The following is a 20,630-nucleotide window of genomic DNA, read 5'->3' on the forward strand; positions in this document are numbered from 1 at the left end:
GCCTCTATCAACAAAGAAGAAGATGTTAGTATCGAAAACTTGGCTAGTAGACCATTTTATTGAGGGAAAATCTCCAGTTGCGATCAACAATGTGTCCACTTTTCGTCATAAATCATCATTTCTGATTTTCCAGTACATTGACGGCAATAATCTAACAACGAGTTTCCCCTGGCTCAGATATCATCGAGAAACGAACGATCGAGTTGTTTAAATGCGCGTTTCAACAATTCTGCGAGAGATTGATAAGTTGGTGTTTGCTGCACAGGTACCATTGCGATACCGGCTGCGGCAAATTTATCACGGATTTCATGAAACCATTTCAGCAATGCCGCCGGTAACGGCGTTGATGCCCGTTTCCCCAACCACCATAACCCTTGCATCGGTAAACTACAGGCAAACAGTGCCGTCGCCACCGCCGGGCCAAGCTGACCACCCAGTGCGATTTGCCACGTCAAAGTAAAAATAGCCAACGGCGGCATAAACCGGATACCAAAACGGGTCGCCTTAATAATTCGGTTTTCGGGAAACATGGGCGCCAATTGTTTCTCAATCGGCCAAGTTTTCATGTATTGCTGTCCCAGTTGCATCTTTCTCATCCATCCATTACTGGTGGGAGGTATTGCGCTCATCATGACCTCGATCAATTAAAAACATATTTTTTAAAAAAACATTGTAAATGATAAAATATTTTTTGTAGGATTAAGTATATTTTGTCTTTACTGCTGGCTATCGGTATCCTACATTCACTTTTGTGTTATACACAGCAGTAAAGCGACACATTTTACCTTTTTTACTGCATTTAGGTTCATTTTGTTAACAAATCACGCTATCTATTAACATCATGGCTGGCAAAAAGGGTTTTTGAAAATCGAAACCTTATCATCATGCCCTTTGCATTTAGCATGATGTTAATCATTTAATGTCATCACCTTACGCGCTACGCTAATAAGTAATTGACGTTTTATTAATCACATGTCTTATCTGTAAGACTCAATGACAAACACGATATAGGTATTTCCATGTCAAGTAAGCTGGTACTGGTCCTCAATTGCGGTAGCTCTTCTCTGAAATTTGCTATCATCGATCCTGCTAACGGTGAAGAATATCTTTCTGGTCTAGCTGAATGTTTTAACCTGCCGGAAGCCCGCATTAAGTGGAAAATGGATGGCGCAAAACATGAAGCCGCTTTAGGTGCTGGTGCAGCCCACAGTGAAGCATTGAACTTTATTGTTAATACTATTCTGGCGGAAAAACCAGAACTTTCTGATCAAATCACCGCAATCGGCCACCGTATTGTTCACGGCGGTGAAAAATTCACAGCATCCGTCACCATCAACGATGAAGTGATTCAGGGGATTAAAGATGCGGTTCCATTCGCCCCATTGCACAACCCGGCTCACCTGATTGGCATCGAAGAAGCGAAAAAAGGGTTCCCACACCTGGCTGACAAAAACGTTGCCGTATTCGACACCGCGTTCCATCAGACCATGCCAGAAGAGGCTTACCTGTATGCCCTGCCATACAACCTGTACAAAGAGCACGGTATTCGTCGCTATGGCGCACATGGAACCAGCCACTTCTTCGTTTCTCGTGAAGCGGCAAAAACGCTCAACAAACCAGTTGAAGAGCTGAACGTTATCGTCTGCCATCTGGGTAATGGCGGCTCTATCTCTGCTATTGTTAATGGTCAGTGTGTTGACACCTCTATGGGATTGACGCCTCTGGAAGGTCTGGTAATGGGAACCCGCAGCGGTGACATCGATCCGGCTATCATTTTCCACCTGCATGATTCACTGGGCATGAGCGTTGAACAAATCAACAAACTGTTGACCAAAGAATCTGGCTTACTCGGTCTGACCGAAGTCACCAGTGACTGCCGTTACATAGAAGATAACTATGAAACCAAAGACGACGCTAAACGCGCTATGGATGTTTACTGCCACCGTCTGGCTAAATACGTTGGCTCTTATTCCGCGCTGATGGAAGGCCGTTTGGATGCCATTATCTTTACCGGTGGTATTGGTGAAAACTCCGCACTGGTTCGTGAGCTGGTACTGAAAAAACTGGCTCTGTTAGGTTTCGAATACGATCACGACCGTAACCTGGCCGCTCGCTTCGGTAAATCCGGTGCTATCACTACCGACAACAGCCGTCTTGCTTTGGTGATCCCAACCAATGAAGAATTAGTGATCGCTCAAGATGCAGCGCGTCTGACTGCGTAATAATTTGACCAACCGCCAGCCACCGCTGGCGGTACTATTTTTTGACCAACGAGCAACCGTAAAGAGGTTTCCGTGTCCCGTACAATTATGTTGATCCCTACTAGCACCAGCGTCGGTTTGACCAGTGTTAGTTTAGGTGTAATCCGCTCAATGGAGCAAAAAGGCGTTAGCCTGAGTGTTTTCAAACCCATCGCCCAATCCCGTTGCTGTGGCACCCAAGATCAAACCACGACAATCATCCGCTCTCATTCCAGCATAAAGACCGCTGAACCGCTGGACATGGCGCATGTGGAATCTTTGCTGACAACCAATCAGAAAGATGTACTGATGGAAAAAATCGTGGCCCTTTACCACGAAAACACCAAAGACGCAGAAGTCATTCTGATTGAAGGTCTGGTTCCAACCCGCAAGCATTCATTCGCCCAATCTCTCAACTATGAAATTGCCAAAACGCTGAACGCTGAAATCGTATTCGTATTAGCGTTAGGTAACGATTCACCAGAACAGTTGAAAGAGCGTGTTGAACTGGCGCGTGCTGAATTTGGCGGCAGCAAAAACCAGAATATCACCGGTGTTATTATTAACAAACTGAATGCGCCGGTTGACGATCAAGGCCGTACCCGTCCGGATCTGTCAGAGATCTTTGATGAATCCTCAAAAGCCACCACATCTAACATCGATCCGAACACGCTGTTTAAAAATAGCCCATTGCCAATCCTGGGTTGCATTCCGTGGAGTTTTGACCTGATTGCAACTCGTGCAATCGATATGGCAAAACACCTGAACGCCCGTATTATCAACGAAGGCGCGATCAAAACTCGTCGTGTGAAATCCGTGACTTTCTGTGCACGCAGCATTCCACACATGTTAGAGCACTTCCGTCCCGGTTCTCTGCTGGTCACTTCTGCTGATCGTCCTGATGTTCTGGTTTCAGCCTGTCTGGCGGCGATGAATGGCGTTGAAATCGGAGCAATTCTGCTGACTGGCGGCTACGCCATCGATGAGCCGATTAAGCAATTGTGTGAACGTGCTTTCAACACTGGCCTGCCAGTCTTTATGGTTGATACCAACACCTGGCAGACTTCCCTGAGCCTGCAAAGTTTCAGTCTGGAAGTACCGGCAGATGACCATGAACGCATCGAGAAGCTACAAAACTACGTCGCACACCATATTAACAAAGAGTGGATCGACTCCCTGACAGCGAACTCTGAACGCCCACACCGTCTCTCTCCACCCGCATTCCGTTATCAATTAACAGAACTGGCGCGTAAAGCAGGCAAACGCATTGTTCTGCCGGAAGGCGACGAACCTCGTACTGTGAAAGCGGCATCTATCTGTGCTGATCGCGGTATCGCGCAATGCGTTCTACTGGGTGATCCAGAAGAGATTCGTCGGGTTGCCGCTGCTCAAGGGGTAGAGCTGGGTGCGGGTATTGAAATGGTTGATCCCGTTGCTGTACGTGAGCGTTATGTCCCACGTCTGGTTGAACTGCGTAAAAACAAAGGCATGACCGAAGTCGTTGCACGTGAACAACTGGAAGACAACGTTGTTCTGGGTACGTTGATGCTGGAACAGGGCGAAGTTGATGGTTTGGTATCCGGTGCGGTACACACCACGGCAAACACCATCCGCCCACCATTGCAGTTAATCAAAACTGCGCCGGGTAGCTCATTGGTATCATCCGTATTCTTTATGCTGCTGCCGGAACAGGTTCTGGTTTATGGTGACTGTGCAATCAACCCAGATCCGACTGCTGAACAACTGTCTGAAATCGCTATTCAATCGGCGGATTCAGCTAAAGCATTCGGTATCGAACCGCGTGTTGCCATGATCTCCTACTCTACCGGCAACTCCGGTGCAGGCAGTGATGTTGAGAAAGTGCGTGAAGCAACGCGTTTGGCGCAGGAAAAACGTCCAGATCTGATCATTGATGGCCCATTGCAATATGACGCCGCAATCATGGCAGACGTAGCGAAATCCAAAGCACCAAACTCACCGGTTGCCGGTCAAGCTACCGTGTTCATCTTCCCTGATCTGAACACCGGCAACACCACCTATAAAGCAGTACAACGTTCTGCGGATCTGGTTTCAATCGGACCAATGCTGCAAGGTATGCGTAAACCTGTTAACGACCTGTCCCGTGGCGCTTTGGTAGACGATATTGTTTACACTGTCGCACTGACTGCGATTCAATCAGCACAAGGGGAAGCGTAACCGCTTCTTATCCGTAGCAGATTAATGACTGATAAAGGCTGAATCCTGTACTTCACTGGATTCAGCCTTTTTATTTTCTTTTTATTCCCGGAAAGATGCTGGTTTTCTGATGTACCCGGCTGTTATTTTGCTGGAGATACACTTGAAGAAGCCTGGCAAGATGCTAAAAGTGCTATTGAGATACATTTCGCAAAATAAATCAGAAATTTAATCGTGCCGCATATTGCGGCACTTTATATTTATCTGCAAAAATTTAAGGTTGATAATTACAGGGTAACAGAATAGATGTTAAATCCTATTTTTTTGGTTTTTTCGGTAGCAATACATAAGAAACTTGAGCTTGTATTTTATGTCCTGATAACCATCTGTTAAATTCAACCCCTACCCTATATTCAGCAGGCTTACAGCTACTCACTCTATCACCCGATGTTCCTGTTCTGCCAAGCCCATATGAACCTCCCCCTTCCGCTTTAATTTGACACTGATGTTGAGTTGTAAATTCGTTATATAACCAACCAGATCCTTCTGTACTGAACTCTATAGTAATTTTAGGCTTTTCACTTGTCGGATATGTTTTTGCATAAGTATATTGAGGTGTAATTCCACAATAGCTCGCCTCTGTAACACAAGGGATTGCATTATATCCATTGCGGTCTAATAATATATATTCATCTTTTCCCATCCCTCTATACCAATACTTTGCTGTCGCAGCCTCATCATCCTGATTATTAATAAAAGTATTATTTAACTCAATGTCACTTCTCTTTTCAAAATTTTTCACATTCGCTTTAAGTTTGCAATTTCCATACATAGACATCACTTTAGTCTTACTCAATCCATTATAATCTATTGCGTCTTTTACCTGATTTCTAATATTTTCTGGATCTTGCATACATGCCATACTGAAACTACTCATTGCTAATAAAAACGGTGCAATAAGGAAAACTTTTTTATTCAAACTCATATTTCTCTCCTTGTTTTATTTATTATTTTGTAATAAATGGAACAAAAATAAATTTCGTTATTATTAAGTTAACATATAATTTACGGCATAAACAATAAATTAATAACAATAGAGCATTACAATATAAATCATTTAATTCAATCGATTATTATTTCCTTCCTTAAGTAAAAGTAAGGATATGCTCCCGGGGATTCGCTCCCTTGCCGCCGCAATGCATCTTGAAATCCATAGGGTATAGTTTCAGCACATAGAAGCCTATTTTTTCTTTTTCTGTAATAATACATACGCGACCTGGGCTTGTACTTTATTCTTTGATAACCACCCATTAAATATATTTCCTATTCCGCGTTGCTTATATGCAGAATTACAACTTGCCGATGTTCCTGTTACACCAAGCCCGTATGTTCCTCCACCTTCAGCTTTAGTCTTACATCCATTTTTAGTTGTAAAGTCATTATATAACCAACCAGCCTTTTCCGTCTTAAATTCAATAACAACACCTGGCTTTTTATTCGTTAGATAACTTTGCGAGTAAGTGAATTGAGGCGCAATTCCACAGAAACTGTTTTCTTGAACGCAAGAAATTTTCTCGTTCCTATTCTTATCAAATGTTTGATATTCCTTTATCTCCATTCCTCGATACCAGTACATCGATTTTTCTGCCTCATTATCACTATTTGAGGTTTTACTACTCTTTAGCGTAAGTTTATTTGGTGTGTTGTCTTTAACTCTAAGAACACAATTTGTGTATAAAGACATTACTTTGGTTTTTGCCAATCCATTTGCAGTTATTGCATCTTTTACCTGATTTCTAATGTTCTCCGGATCTTTCATACATGCCATACTAACACTACTCATCGCTAATAAAAGCGGGGAAATAAGTAAAACCTTTTTATTAAAACTCATATTTTTATCCTTGCTTTATTTATGGTTTTGGTACCTGATTAAATTGAAATAGATTTTATCATCATATATTGATTAAAGAATACCATTACAGATAATATAATAAATTAGCCCGTTGTATTTATCTTCATTGTTATTACTCGCCTTAAATAAGGTAAATTACTTCACTATAAAAAACAAAAACAAATTCCAATATAATTAAATTAAAAAATATGCCATTAGAATATCTACAAAAAAATATAGTAACGACATATAAGAAAAAACAATAGTTATATGAAAATATTTCTTTTGAAAAATATTTCTCAATGAAAATTTTCTTTGTTATCTAATAGAGTTCTTTATGCAATTTACATTTATTCCTTTAACATTCTATCGAGTTATACTCGTTATATCCTCCAGCAAAGACAATAAGCTTTAATCAAGAAAAAACACCAAAGCTATAAAACATTTAGATGCTAAAAAGAGAGCAACCATGTGAATATTAAGGATTAGTTTGGTATATACCCGTCATCTTTCAAGTTGCCTCTTTGTTGGCTGCACTCGCTCACCCCGGTAACAGAGTTATCTATGCTCCCGGGGACTCGTTCCCTTGCCGTCGCGATGCATCTTGAAATCTATAAGGTATATATAATCCTTAACGGAAATAATAACTTAATTCACAATCCTGCTATAAATAAAAACTTAACAACAAAATAACATTACAATATAAACCATTTGGTTTAATAAGTTTATCTTGTTATTTTCCAACTTAAATAAAAATAGGTTATTAAATCAAAAAAGACAAACGCCTATATAATGAATAAAAATTTAGTTTAAACATTAAAATAAGTTAGCAGAGAGTAAAAATAAAATAATTTCAATCACCTATATAATTAACAACCTGAGAATTCTTACAATATTATATATACAATTAAATAATCATTATATTTTTATGCCATAATAATCTAAAGAATATTTTTTGATTATTGTAATGACATCGCCATAATTCAAGAAAGTTTCGCTGATAATAAATATCAATAATTATTTATTTCTCTTTATAATATATCTCTCAACGAAAATATTCTTTTTTATTTAAATAAATCAGGCGCCAATCAGAACGATTAAACCGGGCATCCAGCCCGGCAATAGTGAAGATAAAAGAGGTAGGATACCTAATCTACTCAATCAAACAAGGAACAGTCACGGACGATAACCAACAAAGGCCACGCGCGACAGCCTGCGTTCGATTGAGACTAACTGAGTGGTGGATAAGAAGTTCTGCATACGTTCAAACGCCTCTTCACCCTCTATTGCGATAAACTGCTCCTTTCGTTTCTTACGCCCAGCACGCCAGCGTTCACTAAGTTCAACAACACTTTGTGTAAGGTCCACTTGCATTTCGAGGCAAAGACCCGCCTCACTGATCAGGCGCTCGTTCAATCCAACTGGGCTATAGAGAAAATAACCTGGCATGCCACGTATCATTATCTCTTCTTTACTGAGCATGCCCGTTACCAAGGTAGGATCAGTATACAAGAACCGTCCGCCTGGCTTCAGTAACCGGTACCACTCACGCAGCAAAGCCAACCGATCCGGAATATGAATTACAGAGTCAATACACCATAGAGCGTCAAAGGCGCCGTCGGGAAATGGCAGAGGCTGACGAACATCACTGTCAACGAAGTTGCTCCGATCTTGCAGTCCGAAATCTGCCGCAAGTTGCCGGGCGGTAAGGAGGCCCTGAGGATTAATGTCAACCCCCGTCACGCTACAGCCGTTGGTCCTTGCCAAAAACAGAGCCGGCCCTCCAGACCCACTGCATACATCCAGCACATGAGAGCAGTCAGATAATTGAAGCCATTGGGAGAACTTTCTAAACTCATCAGCAGAGGACCAGTTGTTCTGCCCCAGGTCTTCGCCATAGGTCTCTTTGCGTACCTCTGATACCGCTTGTGCAGAGAAACTACCGAAAGCCCGCTCGTAAAAACCAGAGCCAGGGCTTGCGGAGGAAGTTTGCATAGTCATAGATAATGCTCCTAGCGAATAGAATTTAATCGGAAGACGAAGTGTTCAATTGCGGTGTCCAGTATCGCATTATCGAGATCCGGATCAAAACAGAACCGAACCGACGCATTAGCCTGAGCCGAGCTCAAACCAATGCCTGTGAGCACGTGCGAAGGCTGTAGTTCCGCGGAGTTGCAGGCTGAACCGGACGATATAGCCACCTGATGCAACCCGGATATTAGCGCCTCCGAAGCGATACCTTTGAACTGAACGTTCACGATGTATGGAGAACTGCAAGAGAGATCGGTATTCAACACCGCGTCCGGCACTCTTTGATGCAGACGAGTGATGAAATAGTCTCTCAATGCAGTGACTTTTGCTTGACGTTGCATGAGGGCTGACTGAACCATCTGGCATGCAAAGCCAAATCCTACAATCAACGGCGTTGGCAAAGTGCCGCTACGCAAATAATTCTGACCGCCGCCATAGATGAAGGGCCTCAAACGCGCCGCAATACGTGCATCGACGAAGAGCGCGCCAATCCCTTTCGGTCCCCGCATTTTGTGGGCAGAAAACGAAAGCATATCAATTCCTGCTTTCTTGACGTTCATGGGAATTTTGCCGACAGACTGGACGGCATCCACATGTAGCCAAGCACCTGACTGTCGTGTGATCGCGGCGATTTCATCCACCGGCTGAACGGTGCCTAGTTCGGAATTCACATGGGCAACGCTGACGATACGGGTGTCGGCGGTCAGTCTAGTCATGATATCTTCCGGTTGTACCCGACCATTGGCGGCAACCGGAAGATACTCGACAGCAAGCCCCCGACGAGCCAACTCTTTACCGACGAGCAACACAGATTTGTGGTCGATGGGGCAAAGTAGCGCCCCCGCAGGAGCGCATTCGTTGTGAGCAAAACTCGAAAAAAGAGCGATGTTGTTGGCTTCTGTAGCGCCCGATGTGAAGACGATCTCCTCTGGGCGAGCACCGATGAGAGACGCAACTTGTTGGGCTGCGTTATCAATCGCATGCCGGGCACGACGCCCCATCACATGGGCAGAAGAAGGATTGCCGAATTCATGTTCCATATAGAATCGCATGATGTCGACGACCTCTGGAAAACATGGTGTCGTGGCACAATGATCCAGATAGATTGTGCCAGCCGGGTTTTCATTGGCATTCATAACGACTCCCCATCAGGAAGTGAAGACGGCAACGTTAACGAGCTTCGAGTAGATTTCTTGCTGCTGCATCTCTCCGCTTCCACCTGGATCTGCAACAATTACCTTCATGCCCGAAAGCCCATACAGAGAGAGAGCGGTACTTACTCCCGTTTTGACCGGTTGGAAACATTCGCCGGGGGCAAAAATCACCAGAAGGCGATGTTGCGCGTTGTAGACCTCGGAGATCATCTCCGTGATCTCTCCCGCACATCCGGTAACACCACAGGTAATAAGAGGCCGATAGTCGCCGTTTTCGTCCACAAGAGAAATTTCAGTTCCGGCATCAGGACCGTTGTCGAGAACACGGCGATTTAAAAGCCCCGCTTTGACCAACTTATCGGCGCTTTTCTGGAACCGATATTTCAGCCAAGTTTCCGGGTAGGCAATAGGGTGCTTGCGGCTTGCAAGCATGTTTTGTTCAGAGAATTGTCCGCTGCGCTCCAAGACAGATTGGTATGAGGCCGGAAGCGCGGAGAATTGTTCGTAGAAGATACGTCTTAATTCGGATGCAGGCCCATTATCGCGCGAAACATATTGCCAATCGTTGATAAGCAACAGAAATTTAATCGCTTCGAACTGGGGATCAAGCTGCTCTGCGATTCGAACGCCAAGTTCCCAAGTATATCCTGGAAAGATTCCTACGCGTCGCTCAATTTTCTCTCGCATGGGCGAACTATTTTCTTCAATAACCCCCGGTACGAGGCGTCCCTGGTCTTCGTCAAGGAAGAGCATGAAATGCCCTGCCATAATGACAAGATCCGAATGTGGAGTATTAGTGACTTCGGCGAGAATAAGATCGAGTAGCTCAGCCTCGGATTTAACCAGACGATGGCTGTTTGAGATGTTAATTTGCTGCATATGCGCCTATATTTATATTATTGATTTTATAAGAAATTTAAAGGCTGTATTATAGTTATGGAAACTGTATAACTCATTTCAACTTTCCTGGTGGAAAGCTGAATTTCACTCACTATGAACATCCTCCCACACAACAGTTATCAATTATCGACTGACAATTGATAATAGATTATATATTTACATACAATCTATCATACAACAATTAATAATATTAATTATAAATCTATATCCTGTACTATTTTATATACACTAATAGTCCAGATTAATGTTGTATATCCTTGCTGTAGAGAGACCAAAAGCATTGACTAAAACGGTCATTGAATAGCCAAATATCAATGCTGCCGATATCATGATTCCCATCAATTCTATTTCAGCCAGAAGTCTATGCACCAGAATAAAATCAATAATAACAGCCAACTATATCTAAACAATTACATTTTACAAACCTATTATTATGCTCATATTTAAGCCACGCCATGCTGTTGCCTTACGTTAATTATTGACATCATTTTGCGTGATGTTTTTTATGACAGGCGTCCAGCCTATCTATCGAACATTATCGGTGAAGAATTCAAAATAAATTAAAAAATTTGATGAAAAATAAAATAAATCATCAATAAATTTAATTGAAAATTTAATATAAAGCACCGAGGCGATGAATATCCAATGCTAAAAATAATGCACGTCGCATGGAAGCCTATTTGACACTGAAAGGGTTAAACACTCGGCAGGTGTAAACCAATTGGCTTAACAAATTCTCAATCGGAAATAGGTCAAAAGAAATAACTCAACTTTGACTAAAATATCCGCAAAGGCAACCCCCTGCCCGCTAAACGATTTGATTATCATCTGAGGTAATTGTTTGGTATCCGTTGAATATCATGCAATCAAATGAGCCGTTTCAGCTAATATGAGATCACCATTGAAACCATTTTTCTCTCTGTTTCAATCCGTTATTTCTTCATTCCTACCTACGAACGAAAATTCTCTTGTGATATCTGATAACGTTGTTCTTCCTGTGCCTCATTCCTCTTTTTTACGCGCCATAAAATACTTAACAAAATAAACCATAAAGGCGTACCACAAAGTGCGACCAATGTATCCGGGTCAAAAACCATTACCACTATGGTAAAAATGAAAAAAGTCAGGGTTATCCAAGTCATTAACACCCCTAAAGGCATCTTAAAGATTGAACGTTTATGCACATCAGGATAATTCTTACGATAAACCAAATAGGCAATCAGAATCACACACCAGCTATAAATCACCATAATCGAAGCAACGGTTGATACAATAGTAAATAGCTGCATGACATTCGGTACGATAAATAAAAGTGACGTACCGACCACCATACAGAAACAAGAAAATATCAGACTATGTACAGGAATCGCGGTATTGCGAGAAAGAATTTTAAATTTCCGGTGGGCATTCTTTTCCGTTGATAAACCATAAAGCATACGTGTACAAGCATATAATCCACTATTAGCAGAGGACATTGCCGACGTTAATGCAACAAAATTCACCACTGCGGCGGCGGCAGGCAGACCAGCCAAGGCAAATAGCGTCACAAAAGGGCTGACTTCCGCTGAAATTCGCCCCCAGGAAGTGACCGCAATAATGCTCAACATAGAGAAAATATAGAAAATAATAATTCTTATCGGGATATTATTAATGGCTTTCGGCAATATCTTTTCCGGATCTTTGGTTTCTGCCGTCATCGTGCCAACTAACTCAACACCGGTAAAAGAAAAAATCGCTATTTGGAAACCAGCAAAAAAACCAAAAATACCATTTGGTAGAAATACCGATGGATCAGTTAAATTATTCACAGAAGCGATCATACCATCCGGTGATTGCCAACCTACCATCACCATACCAACACCAATAATAATCAACGCTAAAATCGCAACGACTTTAATCATAGCGAACCAGAATTCAGCTTCGCCAAATAAGCGGACAGAAAGCAGATTACAAGTACCCAGTAAGCCTAGTGTTAAAAATGCCGGCACCCAAAGAGAGACGCCGGGAAACCAATATTGAATGTACCCGCCACACACAACAACATCAGCAATACAAGAGACAATCCAACTCATCCAGTAAGTCCAACCGAGAAAAAAACTGGCTTTGGTACCTAAATAATCGGATACGAAATCAGCAAAAGAACGATAATTCAGTTTAGTCAGGAGCAATTCTCCCATTGCCCGCATTACCATATAGACAAAAAAACCAACAATCGCATAGGTAATAATGATCGATGTACCCGATACGGCAATGGTTTTTCCTGATCCCATAAATAAACCTGTGCCAATAGCACCACCAATGGAAATCAATTGAATATGACGCGCACTTAGCCCTCTATGAAGCGTTTGTGTATCAGCAAATTTCTCTGCCGAAAGGTTTTGTTGAGTTTTATTATTTTTTATCATGATTGTACCCGTCCGTCATTAAATCAGCAGTTGACTGCTAAATCTTTCTCAATAAGAAGTTACCACGGCTTCAGGAAAAAAATGGAATAATGCCTTATTTATTTAATTATTTTTTATTTAAAGCAAGTAACAATCCTGCTCGTAATCCATTAGCAACCTCAGCATTAGGAAATAAAATAAACTTCGCCGGAAATTTAATTTTCCAATGACGATCATGTTGGCTGGCAATTTCAAATCCTTCTGGCAATTCAGTAAAATTCAGGGTGTCTGTGGGTATATGAAGTTGAAAACTATTATCACTCTTAATAATAGAATCAATTACCTGATAATGTTTCAGTTCAGATTTAATGCGTGCTGTTATTTGCGATAAAGAGATTAAACCATAAAGAGCATCCGTAATTTTTTGAAATCTGGTTAAATCATTTTCCCCAAAAGGCAGTGCTTTACCCATCTCCATCGTACAGCTATCCGCCCCAAACTTTTCACTCAGAAAGTGGCTGAAAGTCCCGGTTTTCTCTCGATGGTAAACCAGCGCATCAATATCGCTGTCATGCAACCATTGCATAAACTCAGCAGAAAAGGACGTGCTCTTGGCAGGCAGCAAGGCGAATTGCTCATGGTGAGAAGCGCGGATAGCGGTATGTAGATCAATATGCCAGCGAATATTTGTCGACGACACCGAAGGTTCAGCAAAAAAACGATTCACAACATCTTCAAGTTCAGCCGCACGTGATCGCTCATTTCCCAACGGAAAACCCAGGTAACGACCACCGAACATGCGATTCAAATCATGATGTAAATAACGTCGATTCGCACGCATTGCAGGCAAATTACCGAAGATGATCAACAAGTTATTTTTTAGCGTTAATGTGCCATCCGCCAACTGAGCGAGTAACTGGATCAATATTTCAATGGGCGCAGTTTCATTACCGTGAATACCGGCAGAAATCACCAGCGACCGATTTCCCCTTTCATGGGGAATCAGTTGCAGTACCCCTTCTGCCAACCAATGCGCATTCATGGTTTCTGGAAATGTCAGGTGGTCGGCAAGTTTTTTTTCGAGCAATAACGTTAACAGATCCATATCTGCTCCAATTTAGCGCTGAAATTCATAGATTGATCCTAAATTCAGAATCTGCGTGAGCTCATCCAGAGCGGTATAAACTTCACGAAGTAATTGGGGATCAGCCAGATCACTGGCACACAATTCATCACGATAATGGCGCTCTATCCATTTGATCAGGCGCTCGTAGAGCAGCGTATTCAGCAATGTTGCAGGATTAACAGCACGAAATTCAGCATCGTTTAGTACCACCCTCAGACGCAAGCAGGCCGGGCCGCCGCCATTGCGCATACTTTCCCGCAGATTAAAAACGCGGACTTCATTAATCGGTGAAGAAGCTTGCGTAATCAGTGACTGTAAACAGGTCCAAACGGCAGCGTGTTGACGGCACTCTTCAGGAACAACAATCACCATTTTTCCATCGGTTTTACTCAGTAACTGACTATTAAAGAGATAAGAATCAACCGCATCTTTAATGCTGATCTGCTCAGACAGCACCTCAATTGAGACAAAATCCTGTCCCAATACCGCCAGTTTCTGCTTAATTTCGGCCAGTGCCTGAGATTGATTAAGATAAGCATATTGGTGATGAAAAAGGACATTTCGGTTACTGACCGCAATCACATCGTTATGGAAAACACCACTATCAATGGCAACCGGGTTTTGCTGAACAAAAACGGTTTGCGCCGGATTAAGCTGATGCAACCGCGCAATCGCTTCGCTGGCTTCCAATGTTTGCCGCGCAGGATAACGTTTAGGCACCGGGCCGCCGCGAAATGCACTACGGCCATAAACAAACACCTGTACGCCCGGAGTATCATAATCACCGCCAAGGCGATTATGGTTTGCCGCTCCTTCATCACCAAAATCTCCATGTTGTGGAAGCGCGTGATGATGGACAAAATAATTTTGATCAGCAAACGTAGCTTTTAATGCGGCGGCTGTGGTTTCTACTTCCAGCGAACGGTGCAATTTGTTATTTAAATTTGCTACCGTGAAATGAACTCGCTGATCAGCGCTATCCGCCGAAGGCGACACGGTTGCCGCATTTGCTGTCCACATTGATGAAGCAGAACTCAGTTTTGATAATAACACCGGAGAATACTTGGCTGCTTTATGCAGTATCTGCTCATCACTGCCGACAAAACCTAAATTACGTAAGGCAGGGATATTAGGGCGTTGTTGCGGAGGAAGCACTCCCTGAATAAAGCCCGCATCAGCCAGCGCTTTCATTTTCATCACACCTTGCAGCGCGGCTTTACGCGGGTTAGATACGCTATCTTTATTATTAATCGAAGCCTTATTCCCTACAGAAAGCCCCGCATAATGATGGGTCAGGCCGACTAACCCATCAAAATTTGCTTCAAAACCAACCATAAATCCCCCTGAAAAATAAGTTGAAAACCTTTCCCGTTAAACGGTTAATCAGGGAAGTAAATCCCCGGTGCAAGCGTTTCAGGTAAAACAAGTTCGTCGGCAACCAGAGATGCCATCGGCCAGGCACAGTAATCGGCCGCATAATAAGCACTAGGTCGGTGGTTTCCTGACGCGCCAATGCCACCGAAAGGCGCTTTACTGGAAGCCCCAGTTAACGGCTTATTCCAGTTCACAATGCCCGCTCTGGCCTCTTCTGACAGGCGTTGGAACAAGGAAGCATCCGGCGAAATTAAACCGGTAGCCAAGCCGAATCGGGTGTTATTGGCAATTGCCAGCGCTTCATCAAATGTGTCATAGCGCATAAGCATGAGCAGCGGCCCGAAATACTCTTCATCAGGAACATCAGCGACTTGGCTAACATCAATAATTCCTGGAGTCAGAAACGTTGATTGCGGCTGACATTGCTCCAGCGAGACCAAAGAGATGCCTCCCAGTTTTTGCAGCCGATCTTGGGCCTCCAATAGATTTTGCACAGCCTGTAAAGAAATGACTCCACCGATGAACGGTTGAGGTTGGGCATCCCAATGAGATGGTACGATCCGCTCTGTCACCTCCACCAAACGCTTAATCACCGCATCTCCATGCACGCCATTTTTGACCAACAATCTGCGGGCACAGGTGCAACGTTGGCCGGCGGAGATAAACGCTGACTGCACAATGGTGTAAACAGCAGCATCAATATCGTCGCAAGCATCAACGATCAATGCATTGTTTCCCCCCATTTCAAGCGCCAACATCTTCTCTGGCTGACCGCCAAGCACACGGTGAAAGTGAAAGCCCGTATTGGCACTCCCCGTGAACAGTACGCCATCAATCTGCTTATCCTCCAGCAATGCGGTCCCGGTACTGCGCGCTCCCTGAACCAGATTGAGTACACCGGCGGGCAAACCGGCTTTTTCCCATAGTTTCACCGTCTCTTCTGCGGTTATCGGCGTCAATTCACTCGGTTTAAACACCAGCGTATTACCTGCAATAAACGCAGGAATAATATGGCCATTAGGCAAATGTCCGGGAAAGTTATATGGACCAAAAACCGCCATTACGCCGTGAGGACGGTGACGCAGTAAGGCACGGCCGTCTGGCATAATCGTTTCTGATTCACCGGTACGCTGTTCCCACGCTTCGATAGAAATAGCCGCTTTACCTATCATGGATTGTATTTCAGTCCGAGTTTCCCATAACGGTTTACTGGTTTCCTGACTGATAATCCGAGCAAGCGTCTCTTTCTCCTCATTCAGCAAAGCCGCAAACGTCTGAACGACCTTAATCCGCTCACTGGCGGGCAAATGCGACCAGGCATAAAACGCCTCACGGGCAGCATGACAAGCGGCTCTGACTTGAGAAGCATCAGCACTGTTAGCTTGCCACAGAATCTGTTGATCTATTGGGGAAAATTTAGTTATTGACTCACCCTGCCCCTCAATCCATCTTCCCCCAATGTAATGTGCTTTATAATTCATGTTTAATTCTCCTTTGGAAAGAGACTAACCAATCGCACCTGCTCCCCATCGCTTACTTGAAGTGCATCCATCTCTGCGGTTGTTAAAAACAGTTCATTACTGTCACACGCCACATTCAATAAAAGCGCTCGAAACTCACTAAACTGCTGATTGGCTACGATGCAAGGAGCACCATCATCTCTGGTCACTGATGCGGCTTCACGAATCGAAACGAGACGACTCTCTTTTACCGCGCGTATCCGATCAATCTCAGCCTGTAATAAAGCGCCGCCATCAAAAATATCGATATGGCCTTGATAGGCAAGACCTTCTTTTTCAAGAATCGCCCGGGCAGGTACGGTCTTTTCATGGACCTGCCCTATCACCTTCTGCGCTTCAGCCGATAATAAGGATATATAAATAGGGTGGAGCGGCATGAGCTCCGCAATAAAAGTTTTCGATCCAATACCGGTTAAATAATCTGCCTGGGAAAAAGGAATGCCAAAAAAATGTTGTCCCAATGAATTCCAGAAAGGGGAATTTCCTTGCTCATCTGCAACCCCCCGCATTTCAGCGAATATAATTTTAGAAAAAATATCCCTAAATGCGGCGATAAAAAGAAAACGAGCTTTGGAGAGAAATGTTCCATTTTTTCCCTTCTGATATTCTGGATCGAGGAACAAGGTACACAATTCACTGTTACCGGTCTGATCTTGTTCCAAAGTTAACGCTTCAATAGACTTATAAATCCCTAATTCACGTGATGAGCGAATGGTTTTTTGTACCCGAAAGTTATAAAACGGCTCCTCCAACCCAACCGCCACTTCGATGGCACTGACACCCGCCACCCGATTCACACTGGTATCTTCCAGCACAAAAAGGAATCCCTGTTGAGATCTGGTCAGCTTTCCATCAAAAGTGTCAACGCTACGCGCAATACGTGAGCGTAATTGCTCCAGGTTATTGGGAAAAGATGTCAAACCTATACCCGCGCGTTGAGATAAAGACTGAACCCCATTTAAGTCACTATGCCGGACAGCTCGGAAAAGCATCATAACGTCACCTTCAACTTACCACTAACCTACAAACCGCATGATGGCGCTTTCAAGACGAACCAGACCTTCATCGATATCAGCAAAGTCGATATTCAATGCCGGCGCAAAGCGCAATACATCTGGACCCGCGATCAAGGCAATTAACCCCTCCTCTGCGGCCAAATTAGTTAATTGCTTCGCCTTACCCTGCCAAGTCTTATCCAATTCAGCGCCTAAAAGCAGCCCTTTACCCCGCAAACAACTGAATATTTGGTGACGCTGATTCAGTTTCGATAATTTATCCATGAAGTAATCATGACGTTGCAAAACGCCGGTGAGCAGTTCCGCCTGATTAACAATGGAAAGCACCTTATTAGCAACTGCTGTCGCCAGAGGATTACCGCCAAACGTGGTACCGTGCGTGCCAGGTTGAAAAACCTCTGCAATATGCTGTTTTGTTAACATAGCGCCGATAGGAAAACCGCCGCCGAGACCTTTAGCACTGGTAAGAATATCAGGTTCGATACCATATTCCTGATAAGCATAAAGGTATCCTGTACGACCTACCCCAGTTTGAACTTCATCAAAAATAAGCAACGCTTGAAAACGATCACACAAAGTACGTAATTCCTGCAAGAACGCAGGATCTGCGGGAATAACACCGGCCTCACCGATAATAGGTTCGACAATAACCGCACAGGTATTTTCAGAAATGTGTTCTCTAATTGCCGATAAATCATTATAAGGAAGATGGGTAATTCCTTGCGGAAGGGGGGCATAATCTTGTGAATATTTTGGCTGCCCACCTACTGTAACGGTAAATAATGTTCTCCCATGAAAAGAGTCTTTAAATGAAATAATCTCACTCTTATTTTTTCCATATTTATCAGAGGCATACTTTCTGGCTAACTTTAATGCTGCTTCGTTAGCTTCCGCCCCTGAATTACAGAAAAATGCTTTATCAGCAAAAGTACTTTCCACAAGTCTTTTTGCTAACTTTAGGACAGGTTCATTAGTATAACCATTACCTATATGCCATATTTTCTCAATCTGAGAAATTAATTCATCCTTTAATTCAGGATGTGCATGCCCTAATGAATTAACAGCAATTCCACCTGAAAAATCGATATATTCCTTGCCATCCTGATCCCATACTTTTGAACCTTTGGCCCGAACAGGTATGAACTTGGCAGGAGAGAAACAAGGAACCATATAGTGATCAAACCAACTTCTTTGGATATTTTCTAACATAGATCATTTCCCCTTAAAATAGAGAGTACACGGACGAGAGAAAGTAATATGCCCCGCATCATTTTTCGTCTCACACTGACACAACTTATTAATGTATGCCGAGAAAAAGGTTTACCAAACTGAAACCTAAAAATCCTTAAAAATAATAGAATTACAGGATCTATTTAATATTATTCTTATTGATCCCATGACCATTCCCCAAAAATGGCAGCACAGCCACTAGACAGATACTGTTGTCCACCCTTAACAAAGTCAACACAAGTTATACACAAAAAAAACACTTTTTGATCTCGTTCAAAATTCCAAAAAGTATTTTTATGCATAGTTTATGCACCTTTAATGAATAAAAAGCGAATAAAAAGTGCATAAATTAAATCAGCTGCATATAGATGAAACGAATAAATAAATAATTATTCATTAATAACGCTAGAAATTTATTTACTTAAATGTAAAATAAAATTTGACGTAATTTAACTTTTAAAAACCAGAGTAAACCGACAACCCAAAACAACAAAAGAGGTGAACAATCTGACAATAACTTAATATAAAATTAACTATCCAGTTAAGAAAATTGACTATACCTGAATGCACTTAAATTTCAGACAATAACAATACCCCTGCCTATTGAGATTATTTGTAACAAATTGACTTTATTGTCCCCTAGCTCAATGATTTACTTAGATTAGAGAAACAAGTAGAGCCTTTTCAAGTGAAAACTATTCAATAGCGATTATCACTTTACTTAATCTTGTTTTTACACAGGAAAAATTCGAGAAAACCATTTATCCCAAATCATCATACCAGTGCCAAACAATTCATTATATTTTAATATATTAGAATTATAAAACATTTCCATCACAACTGATTACCAACGCCCTATTCAGAGCTTAAATTAATTACTTTACTGACCTGATAAAGAATTGATATACGGTACTGCTTTACGATTGAAACAACAGATATAATCTTTATCATCAATTTATCACTCTAAATAATAAATCTCACTTTTTCCTATTTATTGAATAATCTCATTTAATTTTCTGCAATTTTCATTGGCAAACGCTGAACTTCATTGTTAAAAGTGAAATCGTTATTTGTATTTATTATGTATAAATATTAAATCACGCTATATTTTATTTTCTTTATATTAATATCAAATTGAGATTATTTAAAAACATTAAATATTTTTAAATATAAAACATTTAATTATAGAAAATTTTATTTTGGAAAATATTATGAAAATTATCTATCTATTCTAAATAATCGACATGATATTAATCCAAAATGTGACCTATTCAATATTTACAAAATCATTCAATGCACCAAATTATACAAAACATAAGATTAAGTTGAAAAAAATTTATTAGGAACTATTTTAATAGAATTAAGATAATATTGTTAACGTAAATAGAAAAAAGATCAGTACAAATTAAAATTAATTTGATCACTTATTAAAAACACTGAATTGACTGAATCGATTAGGATATATACCCACTTAACTTGAAGATGCAGGATTCAGAATCTGAAAATTGTCATTAATACGGCGTGACAGACTCCCGGCAAGTTCCGGTAATATTTCCGTAAAAAAGTGATGTATTGCCTGCCTGAACAAG

The 20,630-nt window shown here is 42.0% G+C and carries 15 protein-coding genes and 2 pseudogenes; 3 read left to right on the forward strand and 14 right to left on the reverse strand.

Annotation, left to right across the window (positions count from 1 at the left end; genetic code table 11):
• Window positions 1-173: 173 nt before the first annotated feature.
• The gene (gene yfbV, locus EAE90_RS12940) at window positions 174-629 is read right to left on the reverse strand and encodes a terminus macrodomain insulation protein YfbV (RefSeq protein ID WP_214053847.1); all 456 of its coding nucleotides are present in this window, start codon (window positions 627-629) and stop codon (window positions 174-176) included.
• A gap of 390 nt (window positions 630-1,019) precedes the next feature.
• Here yfbV and ackA point away from each other — a divergent pair, with 390 nt between their 5' ends.
• The 3 genes and pseudogenes from ackA to EAE90_RS12955 all read left to right on the forward strand — a co-directional run.
• A complete protein-coding gene (gene ackA / locus EAE90_RS12945; protein ID WP_214053832.1) occupies window positions 1,020-2,222 on the forward strand; it encodes an acetate kinase in 1,203 nt (400 codons plus the stop codon).
• Between the two features lie 87 nt (window positions 2,223-2,309).
• A complete protein-coding gene (pta, locus tag EAE90_RS12950; RefSeq protein ID WP_214053848.1) occupies window positions 2,310-4,436 on the forward strand; it encodes a phosphate acetyltransferase in 2,127 nt (708 codons plus the stop codon).
• A 72-nt stretch (window positions 4,437-4,508) separates the two neighbouring features.
• Window positions 4,509-4,625 (forward strand): annotated as a pseudogene (locus EAE90_RS12955) (type II toxin-antitoxin system HicB family antitoxin); the annotation flags it as partial.
• 106 nt (window positions 4,626-4,731) lie between these two features.
• Here the strand turns inward: EAE90_RS12955 and EAE90_RS12960 are convergent.
• The 13 genes and pseudogenes from EAE90_RS12960 to EAE90_RS13015 form a co-directional block, all read right to left on the reverse strand.
• Window positions 4,732-5,400: a hypothetical protein gene (locus tag EAE90_RS12960; protein WP_214053833.1), complete on the reverse strand. Its 669-nt coding sequence runs from the start codon at window positions 5,398-5,400 to the stop codon at window positions 4,732-4,734.
• 255 nt (window positions 5,401-5,655) lie between these two features.
• Window positions 5,656-6,306: a hypothetical protein gene (locus EAE90_RS12965; RefSeq protein WP_214053834.1), complete on the reverse strand. Its 651-nt coding sequence runs from the start codon at window positions 6,304-6,306 to the stop codon at window positions 5,656-5,658.
• 1,176 nt (window positions 6,307-7,482) lie between these two features.
• A complete protein-coding gene (locus EAE90_RS12970; protein ID WP_339921391.1) occupies window positions 7,483-8,073 on the reverse strand; it encodes a methyltransferase domain-containing protein in 591 nt (196 codons plus the stop codon).
• Window positions 8,046-8,204 carry a hypothetical protein gene (locus EAE90_RS23830; RefSeq protein WP_246550690.1) on the reverse strand — a complete coding sequence of 53 codons (159 nt, stop codon included), beginning with the start codon at window positions 8,202-8,204 and terminating at the stop codon, window positions 8,046-8,048. The genes EAE90_RS12970 and EAE90_RS23830 overlap by 28 nt, the downstream gene beginning before the upstream one ends.
• A 114-nt stretch (window positions 8,205-8,318) precedes the next feature.
• Window positions 8,319-9,473 carry a cysteine desulfurase family protein gene (locus EAE90_RS12975; protein ID WP_214053836.1) on the reverse strand — a complete coding sequence of 385 codons (1,155 nt, stop codon included), beginning with the start codon at window positions 9,471-9,473 and terminating at the stop codon, window positions 8,319-8,321.
• Between the two features lie 12 nt (window positions 9,474-9,485).
• On the reverse strand, window positions 9,486-10,370 hold the full coding sequence (locus EAE90_RS12980) for an LPD16 domain-containing protein (RefSeq protein ID WP_214053837.1): 885 nt from the start codon (window positions 10,368-10,370) through the stop codon (window positions 9,486-9,488).
• A 971-nt stretch (window positions 10,371-11,341) separates the two neighbouring features.
• Complete coding sequence (locus EAE90_RS12985; protein ID WP_214053838.1) at window positions 11,342-12,796, reverse strand: amino acid permease; 1,455 nt, start codon at window positions 12,794-12,796, stop codon at window positions 11,342-11,344.
• A 106-nt stretch (window positions 12,797-12,902) separates the two neighbouring features.
• Complete coding sequence (gene astE, locus EAE90_RS12990; RefSeq protein ID WP_214053839.1) at window positions 12,903-13,880, reverse strand: succinylglutamate desuccinylase; 978 nt, start codon at window positions 13,878-13,880, stop codon at window positions 12,903-12,905.
• Between the two features lie 12 nt (window positions 13,881-13,892).
• A complete protein-coding gene (gene astB / locus EAE90_RS12995) occupies window positions 13,893-15,236 on the reverse strand; it encodes an N-succinylarginine dihydrolase (protein WP_214053840.1) in 1,344 nt (447 codons plus the stop codon).
• Window positions 15,237-15,280: 44 nt separating this feature from the next.
• On the reverse strand, window positions 15,281-16,756 hold the full coding sequence (astD, locus tag EAE90_RS13000; RefSeq protein WP_214053841.1) for a succinylglutamate-semialdehyde dehydrogenase: 1,476 nt from the start codon (window positions 16,754-16,756) through the stop codon (window positions 15,281-15,283).
• Between the two features lie 2 nt (window positions 16,757-16,758).
• Window positions 16,759-17,787 (reverse strand): arginine N-succinyltransferase, encoded by a 1,029-nt coding sequence (gene astA, locus EAE90_RS13005; RefSeq protein ID WP_246550688.1) that lies wholly within the window; start codon window positions 17,785-17,787, stop codon window positions 16,759-16,761.
• Window positions 17,788-17,811: 24 nt separating this feature from the next.
• Window positions 17,812-19,020 carry an aspartate aminotransferase family protein gene (astC, locus tag EAE90_RS13010; RefSeq protein ID WP_214053843.1) on the reverse strand — a complete coding sequence of 403 codons (1,209 nt, stop codon included), beginning with the start codon at window positions 19,018-19,020 and terminating at the stop codon, window positions 17,812-17,814.
• Window positions 19,021-20,512: 1,492 nt separating this feature from the next.
• Window positions 20,513-20,630: pseudogene (locus EAE90_RS13015) on the reverse strand (IS630 family transposase); the annotation flags it as partial.

It is taken from the genome of Photorhabdus caribbeanensis (assembly GCF_018448885.1).
Lineage (GTDB): Bacteria > Pseudomonadota > Gammaproteobacteria > Enterobacterales > Enterobacteriaceae > Photorhabdus > Photorhabdus caribbeanensis.